We start from the raw sequence: 16386 nt of genomic DNA, 5'->3' as shown, positions 1-16386 counted from the left end.
GCTGTTCACGTCATACTCACACTTTTTCCAACATCGGAGTTCTCATGCGTCGATTCAATTTCATGCTCAATGGCAGCCGGTTGATGATGTTCCCCTTCTACGTCTGCATTCTGGTGTGCGTGGCCCTGCTGATGGTGAAGTTTGCCATGCAGCTCTATCTGCTCTGCATCAACATCATCGAGATCCACTATATGGACCTCATCACCGGCGTGCTGACTCTGGTGGACTTTGTGCTGGTGGCCCAGATGCTGATCCTGGTGGCGGTCTGCGGCTATGTGCAATTTATCCAGACTCAGGAGCAGCGCGAAGCCATCGGCGACAACTGGCTCAGCAAGATCAACTTTGCCTCCCTCAAGCTCATTGTCATCAACTCGCTGGTCACCATCGCCGGGGTAGAGGTGCTCAAAGCCTTCCTCGAAGATGGCATCACCAATGAAGTGGAGATGAAGTGGTCAGTCATCGTCTTTCTCGCCTTCTCGGTCGCCGCACTCATCTATGCCGTAACCGAACGGATGGCGGATCATAAATAGTCGGGCTTGATCACTGTGCTTGTTCAGCCTTGATTCACCAGCAATACAATTGATAACTCTTTTCATTACCCTTACTGCGTTATAAACTTGCTCCCCCCGGGCGGCACCGCCCGGGCGTTGGAGCCTTTATGACAAGCCTTTCCCTCTCACCCCGACAGTTCTGGCAGTGGCTGGCCTATCACCATCAGGCCGCCGAGGGCACCCTCTATCTGATGTTCTTCTCCGGCCTGCTGCTGTGGGAGCCGCTGACCCCGCTCTGGTCGCTGGCTCGCTGGAATCTGTTTTTCCATGTGATGCTCTCACTCACCCTGTTCCCGCTGCTGTTTGGCGCCTTTTGGCTCTCCCATCGCAGCTTGTTGAACCGCAGCAACAAACCCTTTTTGCGCACCACGGGGCGCATCATCGAAGCCCTGCTGCTGATCTGTCTGGCCAGCGGCCTGCTGCTGGTGCTGCACGGCACTCCGGGCGATGCCATGGGCAGCCTCGCCAGCTGGGCCCACTGGCTGAGCGCCTTGGCGTTAACTCCTCTGGTGCTGCGCCACGCCTGGCGCTGGACCATCTTGAAATGGCGCTCCTGATCCCATGTTGAAGTCATCTCTCTGTGCATGTTTGTCACCCCTGCTGGCCCTCGTCCTGCTGCTGGCCAGCCCCTTCGCGTTTGCCCAGCAAATGGGTGCCGGAATGCTCGCCTATGAGGCGGGGAGCGCTCCGCGCCTCGTCACCGCCAACCTGAACGCAGGCTCGATCACCCTGCTTGAGCGCGATAGCGGCAAGCGGCTCAACGAGGTACAGCTGGGGGGCGATCTGCGCCAGCTGGCCCGCGCTGACGACGGCACCCTGCTGGTCACCGACTACAGCGGCGATCGCCTGCTGCTGCTGGATGATGATCTCGATCTGGAAAAGACGATCCCCACCGGCCATCGTCCCTATGGGGTCATCTTCGATCCCAAGCGACAGTGGTTCTGGGTCACGCTGTTTGAGGCCGGTTGCCTGCAAGCCTACGACACCGCAGGCGACCTTCAGCTGGATACCAAAACAGCCGAGACCCCGCGCGGACTGGCCTTGACCGACGACGATCGCCTGCTGCTGACCCACGCCATGACCGGCCAGCTCGCCATCTATGATCTCACCAAACTTGGCAACATAGCCAAGGGCTCCTCACTGCCCGAGACCATCCTGCCCAAGCCCACACTCATTACCCTGGCCGAGACCCACAGCGATACGGCAAGCGACTCGCAGGGATTGCCGCGCCTGCTCGATGGCATCGCCCTCTCCCCCGATGGCAGCGAAGCCTGGTTGCCCCACGTGCTATGGAGCTTCAGCCACCCCTTCCAGTTTCAGAGCACCGTCTTTCCGGCGGTTTCCATCATCGATCTGGATGAAGAGAAAGAACGGGTTGATGAAAGAAAGCAGCTATTTTTGCAGATCAATCTGCCAAGCGTCGGCAACCGCAGCCAGATCGTCTCCAACCCCTTTGCTGCGCGCTTCGCCGCCGACGGCAAGCGGGTTTATCTGACCCTGGCGGGCTCGGAAGATCTGCTGGTGTTCGACCTCTCCCGCAGCGGCAAATCCAACAACAACCGCCATCGCCGCAAGAAGTTTCAGGGGGGCGCCAAAGCGACCCAGCTCTTGCGTCACCTGCCGGGCCAGAATCCGCGGGATCTGCTGATCGATGGCGACCATATTCTGGTGCACAACGCTATGGGGCAGGATCTCACCCGCCTCAATAGCGGCGGCAGCGGCCCGTTTGCCCGAGTCACCGTCGATCTGCCCCACTTCGCCAAACTGGTAGAGACGGATCCCCGCCCCGAGCCGCTTCAGCGCGGCGAGCGGCTGTTCAACCTTGGTAACACCGCCGCAAACTCACGCTTCCCCATGGCGGGGGACAACTGGATGAGCTGCAACTCCTGCCATCTGGACGGGTTCAACTTCACCAACCGCTATCTGATGGCGGCCCATCGCCAGCAGAGCGGCGACAACGCCATCAACGGCCATGCCAACCTCACCAACATGGTGGCGGGGGATTTTGTCGGCGAATACCTGCGCATGACCCAGCAGACCCAGGGCGGCATGGGCCATGACACCCGCGATGGCGCCGAGGCGGTTGATCCCGCCAAGCCGCAACCCGAGGTGAAAGCGATGATGGAAGATCTGCACGCCTTCGTCACCGCCGATGGCAACCTCCCCTATCTTGCCAACTGGCTGCGGCTCGATGCCCCGCGCACGGATCCCGCCAAGGCGCCGACCACTCACCCAAAAGAGTGGCTCAACTCCGCCTCCTGCCAGAACTGCCACAGCCAAGCGTTCAAGGATTGGAGCGAGAGCAACCACCGACTGATGGGCAGCTCCCACCCCTACTACAAGGTGGTGCAGGCGCTGGCCCGCGAAACCGAAGGGGAAGCGTTCGGCCAGTGGTGTCAGGGCTGCCATATGCCCCAGCAGGTGATGACCGGCCAGATGGATCTGCCCAAGGGCTCCCACATGTTCGAGCAGGGTGGCGCCTCGCTGATTGCCACCCACAAGGCTGGCGAACCTGTGGTTGAGGAAGGGACCGGCTGTGTGCTCTGCCATCGCATCACCAAGGTAGAAGATGCGGGCGGCAACAGCGCCTTTACCGTGAATTTGAAAGACCGCGAGAGCTATGTGTTCGAGGATGCCCCGGGCGGCAGCCTCCAGCACTGGCTGGCCGAGCGGCAGATCAACGCCCGCCCGGCGGCCCACAAAGCCTCCTATCAAAAGGATTTCTACCGCGACGCCGCCCTGTGCAAGTCGTGCCACAACGAGTTTGCCCCAGGCACCGGCGCCAATATCGTCAACACCTGGGACGAGTGGGAAAACTCCAGCTTCGCGAATGCGGAGGATCCTGCCAAACGGCGTACCTGCATCGACTGCCATATGAACCCGGAGCCGGGCAATGGCGGCGCACCGGTGGCGGGCCAATCCACTGAAAACGGCACCATGAAAGCGCAGCTCTATCGCCACAACTTTACCGGCGCCCAGCACCAGCTGGTGGGGCTGCGCAATCCAGACCTTGAACAGGAGAGCCTGGCGCTCTTGCGCTCCAGCGCTACCCTCTCCGCCCGTATCGAACAGGCTGCCGATAGTCAGCATCTAGTGGTGCGGGTCGCCAATACCGGCGCGGGCCATGCCCTGCCCACCGGGGTGGCCGATTTCCGTGAACTCTGGCTGGAGCTGACCGTCACCGACGCCACCGGCAAGGTAGTGCTTGCCAGCGGCCAGCCGGTGGATGGCGCTGTGCCCGACGATGCGCGGCTATTTAGAAAAGTGTTCGGCGATGCCGAGGGCAAACCGGTAGGGCTCAAATTCTGGCGTTACGCCAAGCTGCTGGAAGATACCCGCATTCCGGCCGATGGCTGGCGCGATGAAGCCTGGCCGCTGCCCGCAGATGCCCAAGGGCCCTTCAAGGCCGATATCAAACTCAATTTCCGCACCTACCCCAAGTGGGTCAATGATGCGGTGCGCGCCGCCGAGCCCAGCTTGCCGGAGCCACCCATAGTGCAGCTCACGCGTCTACAACTCAATCGGCTGCAACTTACCCTGCAGCCTCTCCCCGTCACGCCCGCTACGGAGCCTCAATCCTGATGTTTGCAAGTTTTCTCATTACCCTTCGCGAGGGGCTGGAAGCCTTCCTGCTGGTCGGCATCTGCCTCTCCTACCTCGCTAAGCTGGGGGCGAGCCGCTACAACAAGTTCATCTATCTGGGGGTGGGGCTGGGTCTGGTCGCCTCCCTTGTCGTCGCCTTCCTGTTCCAGGTGGTGGTGAGCCAGTTCGAGAGTGAGCGCTACAACCACCTGTTGATGGCGGGGATCCTGATCTTCGCCACTCTGGTGCTCACCTATATGGCGATCTGGATGCAAAAGCAGGCCAAATCCCAGGTGGGAGCCATGACGGCGCGCATTGATGCGGCCATCGATGGCGGCAACCTGTTTGGGCTAGTGCTGCTCGCCTTTCTGGCGGTGATGCGCGAAGGGTTTGAAACCGTGCTGTTCTTCTCCGCCCTGCTCTATTCGGGCCAAGGGGTCGATCTGCAATCCGGCCTGATAGGCGCGCTGGCAGGACTGCTGGTCTCCATCGTGCTGGTGTGGGGGCTGCTGCGCTCCACCCGCAAGGTGGCGCTGGCCCCCTTCTTCCGCTGGACCGGCCTACTTATCATCATCATCGCCGCAGGCCTGTTGTCGTCTGCCGTCAACATGTTGCAGGCGGCGGACGTCATCACCTTCTGGACCACGCCGGTGTTCGACATCAGCCACATTCTCGACGATCAGGGGGTATTTGGTACCTTCCTGCGCGCTCTGTTTGGCTACAATGCCTCACCCGCTGGCTTGCAGCTGCTGACCTGGGCCCTCTATCTGGCGATCTTCGTTACCCTCTGGCAGCGCAGCTACCGCCCGCAGGTGAGCGCCGCAACCGGCAAGGGCTGAGCCAACTCGCCCAGTGGCAACAAGGGCACGGGGTAACAACACTATTCGGGGGCCGCACTTTGGTGCGGTTCTCTTATCTATCAAGCAGTTTCGGAATAGGTCATGAGCGATAACAACAAGAAGCACATTGCGGTGCTGGGTGCTGGCCCAGCCGGTTTGATGGCCGCCTGGCGCCTGCGCCGCGCCGGTTTTGCAGTCACCCTGTTCGAGCAGGAGCCGGTGGTCGGCGGCATGTGCGCCACCCAGACCTTCAAGGGGCGCGATGGGGAGTATCGCTTTGACTACGGCGGTCACCGCTTTATCACCAAGAACCCCGAGCTGCTCGCCTTTATCGACGAACTGATGGGGGACGAGCTGCTCCACGCCGAGCGCAAGAGCGTGATCCGCTTTGGCGGGCGCACCTATGACTACCCCCTGAACCTGCCCAACCTGCTCAAGACGGCGCCGCTCGCCCTCATGGCCGGTGCGGTCAAAGACTTGCTGCTGTTGCCCTTTAGCAAGAAGCCGGATGATTTTGCCAAGGCGAGCTTTGCCGAGTGGATCCAGAGTCACTTCGGCCGCACCCTCTATCGCCAGTTCTTCGAGGGCTACACCGGCAAGCTGTGGGGCATCAATCCGGACCAGCTCTCCGCCGACTGGGCCGGGCAGCGCATCAGCCTGATCGACCTCAAAGACGTGGCGCGCCGCCTGCTGCCAAGACGCAACGGCAACCTCTCGGTACGCACCTATGCCCGCAAGTACCGCTACCCCAAATATGGCTTCGGCCAGATCTTCACCACTCTGGGGGAGCGGCTGGTGGCCGAGGGGGCCCTGCTGAAAACCGGCGCCACCATCACCCACCTTGAGCAGGCTAATGGCCGCATTGAACGGGTTTATTGGAAACAAGATAACGTTGAGCAGAGCGAGCAATTTGATCAAGTGATCTCCACACTGCCGCTGCCACTCACCTGCCAGCATCTTGGCTTGCCGTGCGATCTGCACTACCGGTCGCTTCGCTTCGTCAATATGCCCCTCAAGCAGGAGAACCTGTCAGACAACACCTGGCAGTACCTATCCGATCCCCATATCCTGGCCACCCGCCTGCAGGAGCCGCGCCGCCGCAGCCCCTTTATGGCGCCCCAGGGCCAGACCTCGGTGATGCTGGAGATCCCCTGCAATCCGGGGGATGCCACCTGGCAGGCGCCGCTCTCTGATCTGCGCGGTCGGGTTACCGCCGATCTCGCCAGCCTTGGAGTCGATACCGCCAAGCTTGGCGATGAGACCTTCGAAGCCCGCAGCGAATACGCCTATCCGCTGATGGATCTTGGCTATCAGACTCGCCGCAACGAAGCCATCAAGGCGCTGATGCCGATCAGTAACCTCATCATGACCGGCCGTCAGGGGACATTCCGCTACATCTTCACCGACACCGCCATGGAGATGGGGATGATGGCCGCCGACATGGTGATCGACGGGGTGGACAGACGCCACGCCATCTTCAATCATCGCAACGAAAATACCGTGATTGAAACCCAGAGCGTGGCGTGAGGATTGTCGGTGTCCAACCGGTAGATAGACGCCACAACACCTTTAACCATCGCAACGAAAACACCGTGATCGAAACCCAGAGCGTGGCCTGAGTGCCGCGCCATTGGCATAAGTAAGGAGAACAGGATGACCATCCGCCCGGGTTTACTCGCCCTCACCCTGCTGCTGACCCTGAGCGGGCAGGCACAGGCTTACTCCTACGCCGCCGCCGGCAAGGAGCCGCTGATCGACGCCCGCGAAGCGCTGCTTGGCGCCGCCACTGACGGCAAGGATGCCAGCGCAACCTTGAGCGAGATTGCCGACGAGCTGACCTATTTGGAGCAGCACCACAAGGTGGAACTACAAGGGCCGCTGGCCGCCGCCATCAAGGCCGAGGATACCGCCGCCACCGCTGCCCTGCTCAACCGCGCCTACAAGGCGGAGATCGAGCGCCGCCTCGAAGGGGCCAGCCAGAATCTTGGCGACTACCAGACCGCCAAGGTGCTGGTGGTCAAGAGCAAGCGCTTCTTGGATTTGATCCTCCCCTCCCTTAGCGAAGGGGATCGCAAGGCGGCCGAACAGGCGCTGGCCAGGGTGCTCGATGCCATCGGCAACCCGGGGGTATTCGGGGTGGGTGCCAAGCCCGCCGATGCCACCGCCTTTAGCGATGCAGAAAAAGCGCTGATGGCCGTGCTGGCGCCGCTTTGATGGCCTCTCATTGAGGACGACGGCCCCCCTCATCCCCGGCCCTTCTCCCGCAAGGGGAGAAGGGGGACCTCACCACGGCCGATTACGCTTTGCTAATCGACCCTACTTGCTGATCCTGCTGCAACTGGCCTGGCTCGGCTTGCTGCTGGCCTTCCCGGTGGCGCTCGATTCCGACGATGCCCTCAATTTCGCCCACGGGGTAACGCGCTTTAGCGTGCTGGAGTTCTCCCCCCACTTTCCGGGCTACCCCGCCTTTATCTGGCTAGCGCGGCTGATCAATCTGGCGGTTGACGATCCAGCCCGCGCGGTGCAGTGGGCAAGCCTGCTCGGTAGCAGTTTGCTGGCGCCGCTCGCCGCCTTGTTGGCGGTGAGATTGTGGCAACGGCCAAGCCTGCTGGCGCCGGTTTGGTTGCTGGTGCTGGCACTGCCGCTCACCCCGACGCTGGCGCTCTCCGGCCTCTCGGACGGGCCGGCGCTCGCCGCCTGGCTCGGGTCGCTCTTGGCCTTGCAGCAGCGCAGAATTGCACTGGCGGGTCTGTTACTGGGCCTTATGCTGGCGCTGCGCCCCTCCTATTTTGTGCTGGCGCTGCTGCCCCTGTGGCTCGGGCTGGCGCAGCAGGGATCAAGGTTCAGGTTTGTGCTCCCCATCGCCTTGGTAGGACTGATAAGCCTGCTGTTTGTCTGGCAGGCCGATGGCTGGGCCTATTTCAGCGAGGGGCGACGCTTTACCGACGGCCACTTTACCCTCTGGGGCAACACGGCGGCGGCCCACGGCGATCGGATGCTAAGCTGGGCGCACACCTTCAACGATCAGCTCACCCCGCTTTGGCCCTTGGCTGTCGGGGTCTTGCTGGCACAGCCTCTCTGGCCAAGATCAAAAGACCAAGCTGCCGCCCTATTCTCCCTCTGGACGCTCTACTGGCTCGCCCTGCTGCTCTGGACCCTGTTTGGCCAGAATCCCGACAACCCCCGCCATCTAGCCCCTCTCACCCTGCTCGGCATCGTGCTGCTGGCAGGTTGGCTGCCACGCCGTGGCGAGGTGCTGGTCGCGGTGGCCGGATTGCTGCTGCTCGCAGCGACCTTCACCCTGCCCCGTCCGCCCGCCATGGTACAGGCGGCCAGGGCGGCAGAAAAAAGCTGCCCTGCGCTGGTGACCCAGTGGGGGGTGAGGCTGCTGCGGGAGACCACGACCCTACCGGTGACCGATGGCTGGTACAAGGGGGATGCAAGCCTCGCGCTGACCCAAGGGGCCTGCCGCCTCAGTCGTCGCCCCATCGCCGCGAACGAGATGCCCACCGCAGTGCAGCAGCACTGGGTTGCCCCGCGCTTTGCCGCAGAGCCCGGACTCTGGCTTGCCATCCCCTCTCACCGGTGACCGTGGAATCACCAATGACAAACAACATAAAAAGAGCGCAAAACTCACCCAAATGACTCAAAAAGAGGGTTGCGACTCGGTTACACTCACTGCGCATCCATAACAACTGGGTCTCCTTATGCGTATGACCAGAGAGTGGCTATGGGTTCTATTGGCACTGATGACAGCGACCGCCCTGCTATTGCTGCCGTTTTGGCTACGTGGGGGCAGTCAGGGTCACGATCTGTTTCACCATCTGCTATCTGGCCACTTTTTTGCGGTGCAACTGTGGCAAGGGGAGATCTATCCCCGCTGGCTGATGGAGATGAACGGCGCCTTCGGCAGCCCGGCATTCTTCTTCTATCCCCCACTCCCCTACTATGTGAGTGCCCTGTTCGCTGGCCCCGAGCCCCTCGCCCATCACGCCATGATCCCCCTGCTTTGGAGCAGCACTCTGGCGCTCGGTTTATCCGGGCTGTTTGCCTATCTCTGGCTGCGCCCCTTTGCCACGTCAGGGCGCGCGCTGGCCGCCAGCCTGCTCTACATGGCACTGCCCTATCATCTGGCGATCGATATCTATGCCCGCTTTGCGCTGGCCGAAAGCTGGGCCTTTGTCTGGGCACCGCTGGCGCTACTGGCTCAAGATCGCCTCTACCGCCGAGCCCCCTTTGCCCTGTTACTGCTCGCACTGGCTGTCGCCTTGCTGACCCTCTCCCATCTGCCGAGCACCCTACTCATTTTGGGGTTGCTCACCGTGCGCAGCCTGCTGTTGGCCTGGCGCAGCAAGATAACCCTGCACCTCTGGCCCACCCTGCTGGGCCAACTCTGGGGACTGGCGATGGCCAGCCTGCTGCTGCCAGCCTTGCTGGATCAGGGGGGGATCTCCATGGATCAGATGCGCATTGGCATGTTCGAGTTTCACCGCAATTTCCTTGACCGTCTGCCCGAAACCAGTAGTGACTGGCGTTTTCGCGGCCATCTGGCCTGGCTGACTCTGCTCACCCTCGTCCTGCTACTGGTAGCATGGGCCACGGCACGTGAGCCACGCCATCCGGAACTGCTGATCTGGGGAGTCATTGGCACCCTGAGCTTTTTGATGATGCTGCCCCCAAGCGAGCCACTCTGGCACCTGCTACCTCCACTACAGCTGGTGCAGTTTCCCTGGCGGCTCAATCTGCTGCTGGTGATTGCCACCGTCGCGGTAGTGGCGCTGGGCGTCCCCACCTATCACCCCTGGCAATGGCTCTGGTGGACGGTGCTGGCCATCACCCTGTTCTCGCAGGCGGTTTATGTGCATGAATCGCCGCTCACCCAGGCGCCGCAAAAGAGCGCGCTGGACGGGGAATTTGACAGCAAACGCAGCGCCCGCGAATACCGGCCAAAGCAGGTGCCAAAAGGCATGTTTGCCCCGACCCTGCTGGCCTGGAAAGATGAATTTCAACCCGCAATCACCACAGAACAGCAAGGGATCTCGTGGCAGATCCTCAACTGGCAGCCACGGCAGATCGTCCTGACTGTCGATGCGCCAGCCCCTGCCAAACTGATCCTGCACCAGTTTGACTACCCGGGCTGGCAAGCCAAGCTGGATGACACCTTGCCACTGACCATCAGCAGCACTCGCAATGGGCTGATACAGGTGTGGGTGCCTGCTGGTCGCCATCAGGTTACCTTCACCCTGACCGCCCGCTGGCCGGAGCGGCTCGGTTACGGCCTCTCTCTCATCGCCTGGTTGATCTGGAGCCTGCTGCTGGCCAGTCAGATCCGCACCCTACGGCGCCAGCGCCAAAGCTAGCACCTGCCCCCTCCGGTGAGGGGGCAGGAACGCCATGCCCGACGACGCTAAAGCTGATAGAATTCCCGCTCTTCTTCTGCCGCCATGGTTCACGACCGGATAACTTATGCCCCACAGACATCCCCTCCCTCTCTCACCCCGCTTTCTATTTATTCTGCTTGGCGCGTTGGCAGGCCTGACTCCGCTGGCGGTGGACATGTACCTGCCCGCTATCCCGGCCATTGCCCGGGACTTGGCCACCAGCATTGATGGGGCCCAGCTCACCATCAGCGCCTTTTTAGGCGGCTTTGCCATCGGCCAACTCTTCTACGGCCCGCTGGCTGACAGCTATGGCCGCAAGCCGGTGATCCTGATCGGGCTCACCATGTTTGCCATCGCATCGGTGGGTTGCGCCATGGCAGACTCACTGCCGGAACTGCTGGCTTATCGGATGTTGCAGGCGGCTGGCGGCGCAGCAGGATCTGTGGTGGTGAATGCGCTGCTGCGCGACCTTTTCGAGAAGGATGCGTTTTCCCGCGCCATGTCATTCGTCATTCTGGTGATGACGCTGGCACCGCTGGTCGCCCCTGTGATTGGCGGCTATATCAGCGCCCATACCAGCTGGCGAGTGATCTTCTGGCTGCTGGTGGGGATCAGCCTGCTGGTGTCCTTGGTGATGCAGTGGAAAATTCAGGAGACCCTCAAGCCCGAACACCGCCAGCCTCTTAATCTGGGCCAGATCCTCAAGAACTACTGGGGAGTGCTCTCCCATCGCGGCGCCATGGGCTATGTACTGTGCGGTGCCCTCTCCAGCTCAGGCATGTTCGCTTTTCTCAGCGCCTCACCCTACGTCTATATCGAATACTTCAAGGTGCCGACCGAGCACTACGGCTGGCTGTTTGGCCTCAATATCCTGCTGATGATGGTGGTCACCTTCGTCAATAGCCGACTGGTGAAAGGGGTGGGTTCTGAGCGGATGCTGCAATACGGCCTGCTGGTGCTGCCCTGTGCAGGCGCCCTGCTGATCTACAACGCCTGGAGCCAGACCGGCGGCCTGTGGGGCATAGTGATTCCGGTGGTGCTCTTTATCGGCCATATCAGTCTGGTGGGCGCCAATGCCATGACCGGACTGATGGGGCAGTTCCCCCAGTCAGCGGGCACAGCTTCCGCGCTGGCGGGCACCTTGCGCTTTGGCATCGGCGCCCTGGTCGGCATTCTGGTTAACCTCAATCCCCCCCAATCGCCACTGCCCATGGCCATCGCCATCGCCTGCTGTGGCGTGGGATCGGCCCTGAGCTACTGGGTATTGAAAACGCCCAGTGAGTAACGCGGCTGGCCCGGAACATCACCGGGCCAACCTCCCTATCGCTTAGACCCTCCCCTGATTGATCCACACATGGGCACCGATACTGATCAGGTAACCCAGCGTGATGGCCGCCATCCATGTCAGCTGCCCCACAAAGGTATGGATGCCATGCGCTTGCCCCACCCCGTCAAAGGATGGGTTGCCGAGCTGTCGAACTCCTGCCCTCGTTTGGGGGTGAAAGCATCTCTAATGTGATTGGTATTATCCCCCCCCTTTTTCCGTGTGGGATGCTCCTGCGGGTTGGCTACGGCTCCCCGCTGCGACTCACACGGCATGCCCTTGTCTAACAGACAGCATGGCCACGCAATTCCGAATTCAATCCCGAATTCAATTTCGAATTTTGTATATAACTAAGAATAATTTGTTGTTTCCGTCTTTCTAAACCGCACAGTAGCATCCCCCTCATCCAAATGGCGCAATCACCCGGGCTCACTATGCCACGCTGTCGCGCCACCCCATTTGCCGCTTATCAGGCCTGCCAATAAGTGGCGGCAGGGCAAGAGATGGCGCCAGAGATAACGAAAGAGTAAGGAGGTGCACATGGAACATTCACCACTGCCGATCATCGATCTGGCCGCCCTCAACGGGGCGCCCGACACGCGTCGCCCTATGCTGGCCAAACTGGCGGCAGCTGCCCGCGAGGTGGGCTTTTTCTATCTGACAGGACATGGCCTGAGTGACGCCGAGCAGCGGGAGACCCTGGCGCTGGCAGAGCGCTTCTTTGCCCTGCCGGAGCAGGAGAAGCTGGTGGTGCAGATGGTCAACAGCCCCCACTTTCGCGGCTACAACCGGGTCGGCGCCGAGCTGACTCGCCAACGGCCGGATCTGCGGGAGCAGTTCGATATCATGAACGAGGCGCAGGCCCTGTCGTCGGCGCAGATCCGTGAACCCTGGCAGCGGCTGATCGGCCCCAACCAGTGGCCGAGCGCCCTGCCCGAGATGAAATCTCACCTGCTGGCGTGGCAAGAGCGGCTGAGCGGTATCACCCTCACCCTGCTCGCCGCCTTTGCCGAGGTGCTGGAGCAACCGGCCGGAGTGTTTGACGCCAGCATTCGCGGTGCCCCCTACCAGCACATGAAGCTCATTCACTACCCGGGGCAAGAGGCTGGCAGCAGCAGTCAGGGGGTCGGCGCCCATAAGGATCCCGGCTATCTGACCCTGGTAATGCAAGATGAACAATCCGGGCTTGAGGTAGAAACAGCCGACGGCTGGATCTCCGCACCGCCCCTGCCGGGGGCACTGGTGGTCAATATCGGCGAGCTGCTGGAGCTTGCCTCCAACGCTTATCTCAAGGCGACCCTGCATCGGGTGGTGAGCCCGCCGTCTGGCGTCTCGCGCCTCTCTTGCGCCTTCTTTATGGCGGCGCGGCTCGATGCCACCGTGCCGCTGCTCACCCTCTCCCCCGCGCTGGCAGCGCAGGCGCAAGGGCCGGAGAGTGACCCGGCCAACCCACTCTTCTATCAGGTGGGGGAAAACGTGCTCAAGGGGCGGCTGCGCTCGCACCCAGATGTGGCGGCGCGTCACTATACCGCTCAGGATGCCGATCACTATGTCAGCCACGGTGCCGCGCCATCGCAGCCGAGGGAGCAGCGGGAGCGGGAGCCCGCCTGAACCAGCGGAATGCTGGACATCGCCCGAACGAATATGTCACCGGAAGGGACGCCAGTTGCGCCCCTTCATATCAATTTTAAACGCGGAACATTAGGGCCAGCAGCTGGCCAGAACGGAGTAATACGATGAAATTCAAGACCATGAGCGTACACAGTGGCCAGCGGATCGATCCCCAGACCGGCGCCCTCACCACCCCGCTCTACCAGAGCAGCACCTTCAGCTACTTCAACGCCCAGGCGGGCAAGGATCGCTTTGCCGGTCAGGCCCCCGGTTTTATCTACAGCCGCTTTGGCAACCCCACCACCGCCGAGCTGGAGCAGAAACTGGCTGCGCTAGAGGGTGCCGATGAAGCGCTGGTGGTAGCGAGCGGCATGGCGGCGGTGAGCGCCATCATGTATGCACTGGCCGACAGTGGCGATGAAGTGGCCTATATCGGCCCGCTCTATGGCGGCACCGATGCCTTCCTCAAGCAGACTTTCAGCCGAGCTGGTATCAAGGTCACCGCCTACGAGAGCGATCAGGGTCTGCTGGCCAATATCCGCCCCGCCACCAAGGTGGTACTGTTCGAAACCCTGACCAACCCCACCCTCAAGGTGGTGGATCCGCGGATCGTGGTCGAGGCGGCCCGCAAGGTGGGCGCCATTACGGTGTGTGACAACACCTTCCTTACCCCCTACCTGCTGCGCCCGCTGGAGCTGGGTATCGACGTAGTGATGCACAGCGGCACCAAGTATCTGGGCGGCCACGGCGACATCATTGCCGGGGTGGTGGCGGGCTCTCACGCCCTGATGAAATCTATCCGCACCGTGGCCCTCAAGCATATCGGCTCACCCATAGGCCCGCAGGAGGCCTACCTGCTTCAACGGGGGGTCAAGACCCTGCCGCTGCGGATGGATGCCCACCTGCACAATGCACAAAAGGTGGCCGAGTTTCTGGCAGCCCATCCGGCGGTGAAAAAGGTGATCTACCCGGGCCTTGCCAACCACCCGGGTCACGATGCCCTCGGCGCCTTCGCCAGCGGCTTTGGTGGCATGGTGAGCATCGAGCTGGAAGGGGGGTTTGCCCGCTGCGCCACCCTGCTCGACAACCTGCAGCTGTTCGTGCAGGCGGTGAGCTTGGGCGATCTGGAGAGTCTGGCCTGCCATCCGGCCAGTACCACCCACGCGGCCATGGACAAGGTGAGCCGTCTCGCCGCCGGGGTCAATGACGATCTGATCCGCTTCAGCATCGGGGTGGAAGATGCCGACGATCTGATCGCCGATCTGGCCGCCGCGCTAGCGCTGATCTAGCCAAGGGGCACTTGTCACACGCCCGCAAAACAGCGGCGAGTGACAATCCCCAACAACAACCGCGGCCCATAACGGGCCGCGGTTGTTTGATGCTGTTATCGGCAGTAAAGGGAACCTTACTCCTCCCAGACCACTGCGTGGGAGGATGACCAGTCATCCCCCAGTCGAGCATATTTATGCTCCAACAGGTGACGCTTGATCTTCATGGTCGGGGTCAGCACGCCGTTCTCGATATTCCAGGGGCTCTTCACCACCAGGATTCCGCGAATTTTGGCATGGGATTCCAGCTGATCGTTGACCCGCACCCGCGCCGCCTCCAACTTGGCATTCACCTCTTCCCGATTGCCCTTCATGGCGCTCTCGGCCAGCTGTACCAGTGCGATGGGCTGGGGCATGCCATAACCAATCACGCAAAGCTGCTCTATGATGGGCTCTTGCCCCAGCAGCCCTTCGATGGGCACCGGCGCTACATACTTACCCTTGGCGGTCTTGAACACGTCCTTCATCCGGCCAGTGATGGTGAGGTAACCCTCTCGGTCCAGCTTGCCCATATCGCCGGTGTGCAGCCACCCTTCCGCATCGATGGCCTCAGCGCTGTGCTCGGGATCCTTGTAGTAACCCAGCATCATCCCTTCGCAGCGACAGAGGATCTCCCCCTCGTCGGAGATCTTGATGTTCACCCCGAGCCCCGCCTTGCCGACGGTGCCGATCTTGTCGGCGCGGAACGGGTAGTTGATGGTGGAGTAAGCGTGGTTCTCGGTCATGCCCCAGGCTTCGGTCACCTTGAGGCCGATGCTCAGGTACCACTGCAACAGCGCAGGGGAGACCGGCGCAGAGCCGCAACCGAGCACCCGGGCCTGATCCAGCCCCAGCCCCTTCTGCAGCTTGCGTTTGATGAGGCCAGAGATGAACGGGATCTTGAGCAGCAACTCCAGTTTCTGCTGAGGCAGCTTCTCGTGGATCTTGATGCGAAACATCGCCCACAGCCGCGGCACCGAGATAAAGACGGTGGGACGGCAGCGTTTGACGTCTTCGATAAAGGTGTCGAGGGATTCGGGGAAGGCGATTTCGGCGCAACCATACAAGCTGCCGCCGTAGACATAGACCCGCTCGGTAATATGGGCCAGCGGCAGGTAGGAGAAGCCGCGATCAGTGGCGCACAATCCCACCGTTTCCACCAGCTTCTCGCAAGACCAGGCGTAGCGCTCGACGCTCAGCATGGCCCCTTTCGGCTTGCCGGTACTGCCGGAGGTGTAGACCAGACTCAGCAGAGAGTCAGGGGCCTGCACCGGGCTGTCAGAAATAGGTTCGTGGGCTTCCAGCAGGTCATCCCACTGATGGCTGGCTGGCATGGTGTCGTAGGGGAAGGCGATGCGCAGCAGATCGGCAGGGACGCCGGCCTCCTGACTCTTCCAGTCATCCAGCTTGCCAATGAAAATGGCCTTGGCCTCGCTGTGGCGCAGCACGTATTCGATGGTGTCGACGTTGGCGGTCGGATAGATGGGCACGCTCACATACTGCCCCATCTGCATCGCCAGATCGGCGATAAACCACTGGGCGCAGTTCTTGGAGAGTAGCGCCACCTTGTCACCAGCCACCAGACCGAGGTGACGCAAGGCTGTCACCATTCGCCGCGCTTCATCGGCCACTTCACCCCAAGTGAAGTCGACATATTCGCGGTTGATGGTTTGACGCAGGTAGGTTCGATCAGGACACTGCCGCTCCCAGTGATAGAGCATCTCGAGCGGCAGTTTATTGGCAATACGTGAAGAGGAGGCCATAGTTTAATCCCTGAAACAAAAGGCGAAA

At 61.5% G+C, this 16386-nt stretch carries 12 protein-coding genes; 11 read left to right on the top strand and 1 reads right to left on the bottom strand.

Features of this window, described 5'->3' with window-relative positions:
* The first annotated feature begins 44 nt into the window (after positions 1 to 44).
* The 11 genes from CK911_RS05265 to CK911_RS05215 all read left to right on the top strand — a co-directional run bounded on the left by CK911_RS05265 (position 45) and on the right by CK911_RS05215 (position 14577).
* Positions 45 to 530, top strand: coding sequence for a YqhA family protein (locus CK911_RS05265; RefSeq protein ID WP_068978476.1), 486 nt, complete (start codon positions 45 to 47; stop codon positions 528 to 530).
* A 128-nt stretch (positions 531 to 658) separates the two neighbouring features.
* Positions 659 to 1108, top strand: coding sequence for a hypothetical protein (locus tag CK911_RS05260; protein WP_098969233.1), 450 nt, complete (start codon positions 659 to 661; stop codon positions 1106 to 1108).
* Between the two features lie 4 nt (positions 1109 to 1112).
* The gene (locus tag CK911_RS05255; RefSeq protein WP_172953964.1) at positions 1113 to 4133 is read left to right on the top strand and encodes a YncE family protein; all 3021 of its coding nucleotides are present in this window, start codon (positions 1113 to 1115) and stop codon (positions 4131 to 4133) included.
* The gene (locus tag CK911_RS05250) at positions 4133 to 4972 is read left to right on the top strand and encodes an FTR1 family protein (protein ID WP_098969232.1); all 840 of its coding nucleotides are present in this window, start codon (positions 4133 to 4135) and stop codon (positions 4970 to 4972) included. Before CK911_RS05255 ends, CK911_RS05250 begins: the two co-directional genes overlap by 1 nt.
* Before the next feature lie 102 nt (positions 4973 to 5074).
* Entirely contained in the window at positions 5075 to 6499 is a 1425-nt protein-coding gene (locus CK911_RS05245; RefSeq protein ID WP_098969231.1) for an NAD(P)/FAD-dependent oxidoreductase, read from the top strand.
* Positions 6500 to 6625: 126 nt separating this feature from the next.
* Entirely contained in the window at positions 6626 to 7186 is a 561-nt protein-coding gene (locus CK911_RS05240; RefSeq protein ID WP_098969230.1) for a hypothetical protein, read from the top strand.
* Positions 7187 to 7292: 106 nt separating this feature from the next.
* Complete coding sequence (locus CK911_RS05235; RefSeq protein WP_098969229.1) at positions 7293 to 8561, top strand: hypothetical protein; 1269 nt, start codon at positions 7293 to 7295, stop codon at positions 8559 to 8561.
* A gap of 118 nt (positions 8562 to 8679) precedes the next feature.
* Entirely contained in the window at positions 8680 to 10332 is a 1653-nt protein-coding gene (locus tag CK911_RS05230; RefSeq protein ID WP_098969228.1) for a hypothetical protein, read from the top strand.
* A gap of 106 nt (positions 10333 to 10438) precedes the next feature.
* Entirely contained in the window at positions 10439 to 11638 is a 1200-nt protein-coding gene (locus CK911_RS05225; RefSeq protein ID WP_042022455.1) for a Bcr/CflA family multidrug efflux MFS transporter, read from the top strand.
* A gap of 579 nt (positions 11639 to 12217) precedes the next feature.
* Complete coding sequence (locus CK911_RS05220; protein WP_098969227.1) at positions 12218 to 13288, top strand: isopenicillin N synthase family oxygenase; 1071 nt, start codon at positions 12218 to 12220, stop codon at positions 13286 to 13288.
* A 125-nt stretch (positions 13289 to 13413) separates the two neighbouring features.
* Positions 13414 to 14577: a PLP-dependent aspartate aminotransferase family protein gene (locus tag CK911_RS05215; RefSeq protein WP_098969226.1), complete on the top strand. Its 1164-nt coding sequence runs from the start codon at positions 13414 to 13416 to the stop codon at positions 14575 to 14577.
* 116 nt (positions 14578 to 14693) lie between these two features.
* Here the strand turns inward: CK911_RS05215 and CK911_RS05210 are convergent, their stop codons facing one another.
* Positions 14694 to 16358 carry an AMP-binding protein gene (locus tag CK911_RS05210; RefSeq protein ID WP_098969225.1) on the bottom strand — a complete coding sequence of 555 codons (1665 nt, stop codon included), beginning with the start codon at positions 16356 to 16358 and terminating at the stop codon, positions 14694 to 14696.
* Between the last annotated feature and the right edge of the window lie 28 nt (positions 16359 to 16386).

Origin of the sequence: Aeromonas sp. CU5 (assembly GCF_002586745.1) — a bacterium.
Classification (GTDB): domain Bacteria; phylum Pseudomonadota; class Gammaproteobacteria; order Enterobacterales; family Aeromonadaceae; genus Aeromonas; species Aeromonas sobria.
This window is presented reverse-complemented; position numbering and strand designations above follow the sequence as displayed.

Excerpts from the sequence above, each read along its gene's own strand:
- CK911_RS05230 (WP_098969228.1), top strand. The coding sequence starts at position 8,680 with ATGCGTATGACCAGAGAGTGGCTATGGGTTCTATTGGCACTGATGACA.
- CK911_RS05260 (WP_098969233.1), top strand. The coding sequence starts at position 659 with ATGACAAGCCTTTCCCTCTCACCCCGACAGTTCTGGCAGTGGCTGGCC.
- CK911_RS05225 (WP_042022455.1), top strand. The coding sequence starts at position 10,439 with ATGCCCCACAGACATCCCCTCCCTCTCTCACCCCGCTTTCTATTTATT.
- CK911_RS05240 (WP_098969230.1), top strand. The coding sequence starts at position 6,626 with ATGACCATCCGCCCGGGTTTACTCGCCCTCACCCTGCTGCTGACCCTG.
- CK911_RS05250 (WP_098969232.1), top strand. The coding sequence starts at position 4,133 with ATGTTTGCAAGTTTTCTCATTACCCTTCGCGAGGGGCTGGAAGCCTTC.
- CK911_RS05245 (WP_098969231.1), top strand. The coding sequence starts at position 5,075 with ATGAGCGATAACAACAAGAAGCACATTGCGGTGCTGGGTGCTGGCCCA.
- CK911_RS05220 (WP_098969227.1), top strand. The coding sequence starts at position 12,218 with ATGGAACATTCACCACTGCCGATCATCGATCTGGCCGCCCTCAACGGG.
- CK911_RS05210 (WP_098969225.1), bottom strand. The coding sequence starts at position 16,358 with ATGGCCTCCTCTTCACGTATTGCCAATAAACTGCCGCTCGAGATGCTC.
- CK911_RS05215 (WP_098969226.1), top strand. The coding sequence starts at position 13,414 with ATGAAATTCAAGACCATGAGCGTACACAGTGGCCAGCGGATCGATCCC.
- CK911_RS05265 (WP_068978476.1), top strand. The coding sequence starts at position 45 with ATGCGTCGATTCAATTTCATGCTCAATGGCAGCCGGTTGATGATGTTC.
- CK911_RS05255 (WP_172953964.1), top strand. The coding sequence starts at position 1,113 with ATGTTGAAGTCATCTCTCTGTGCATGTTTGTCACCCCTGCTGGCCCTC.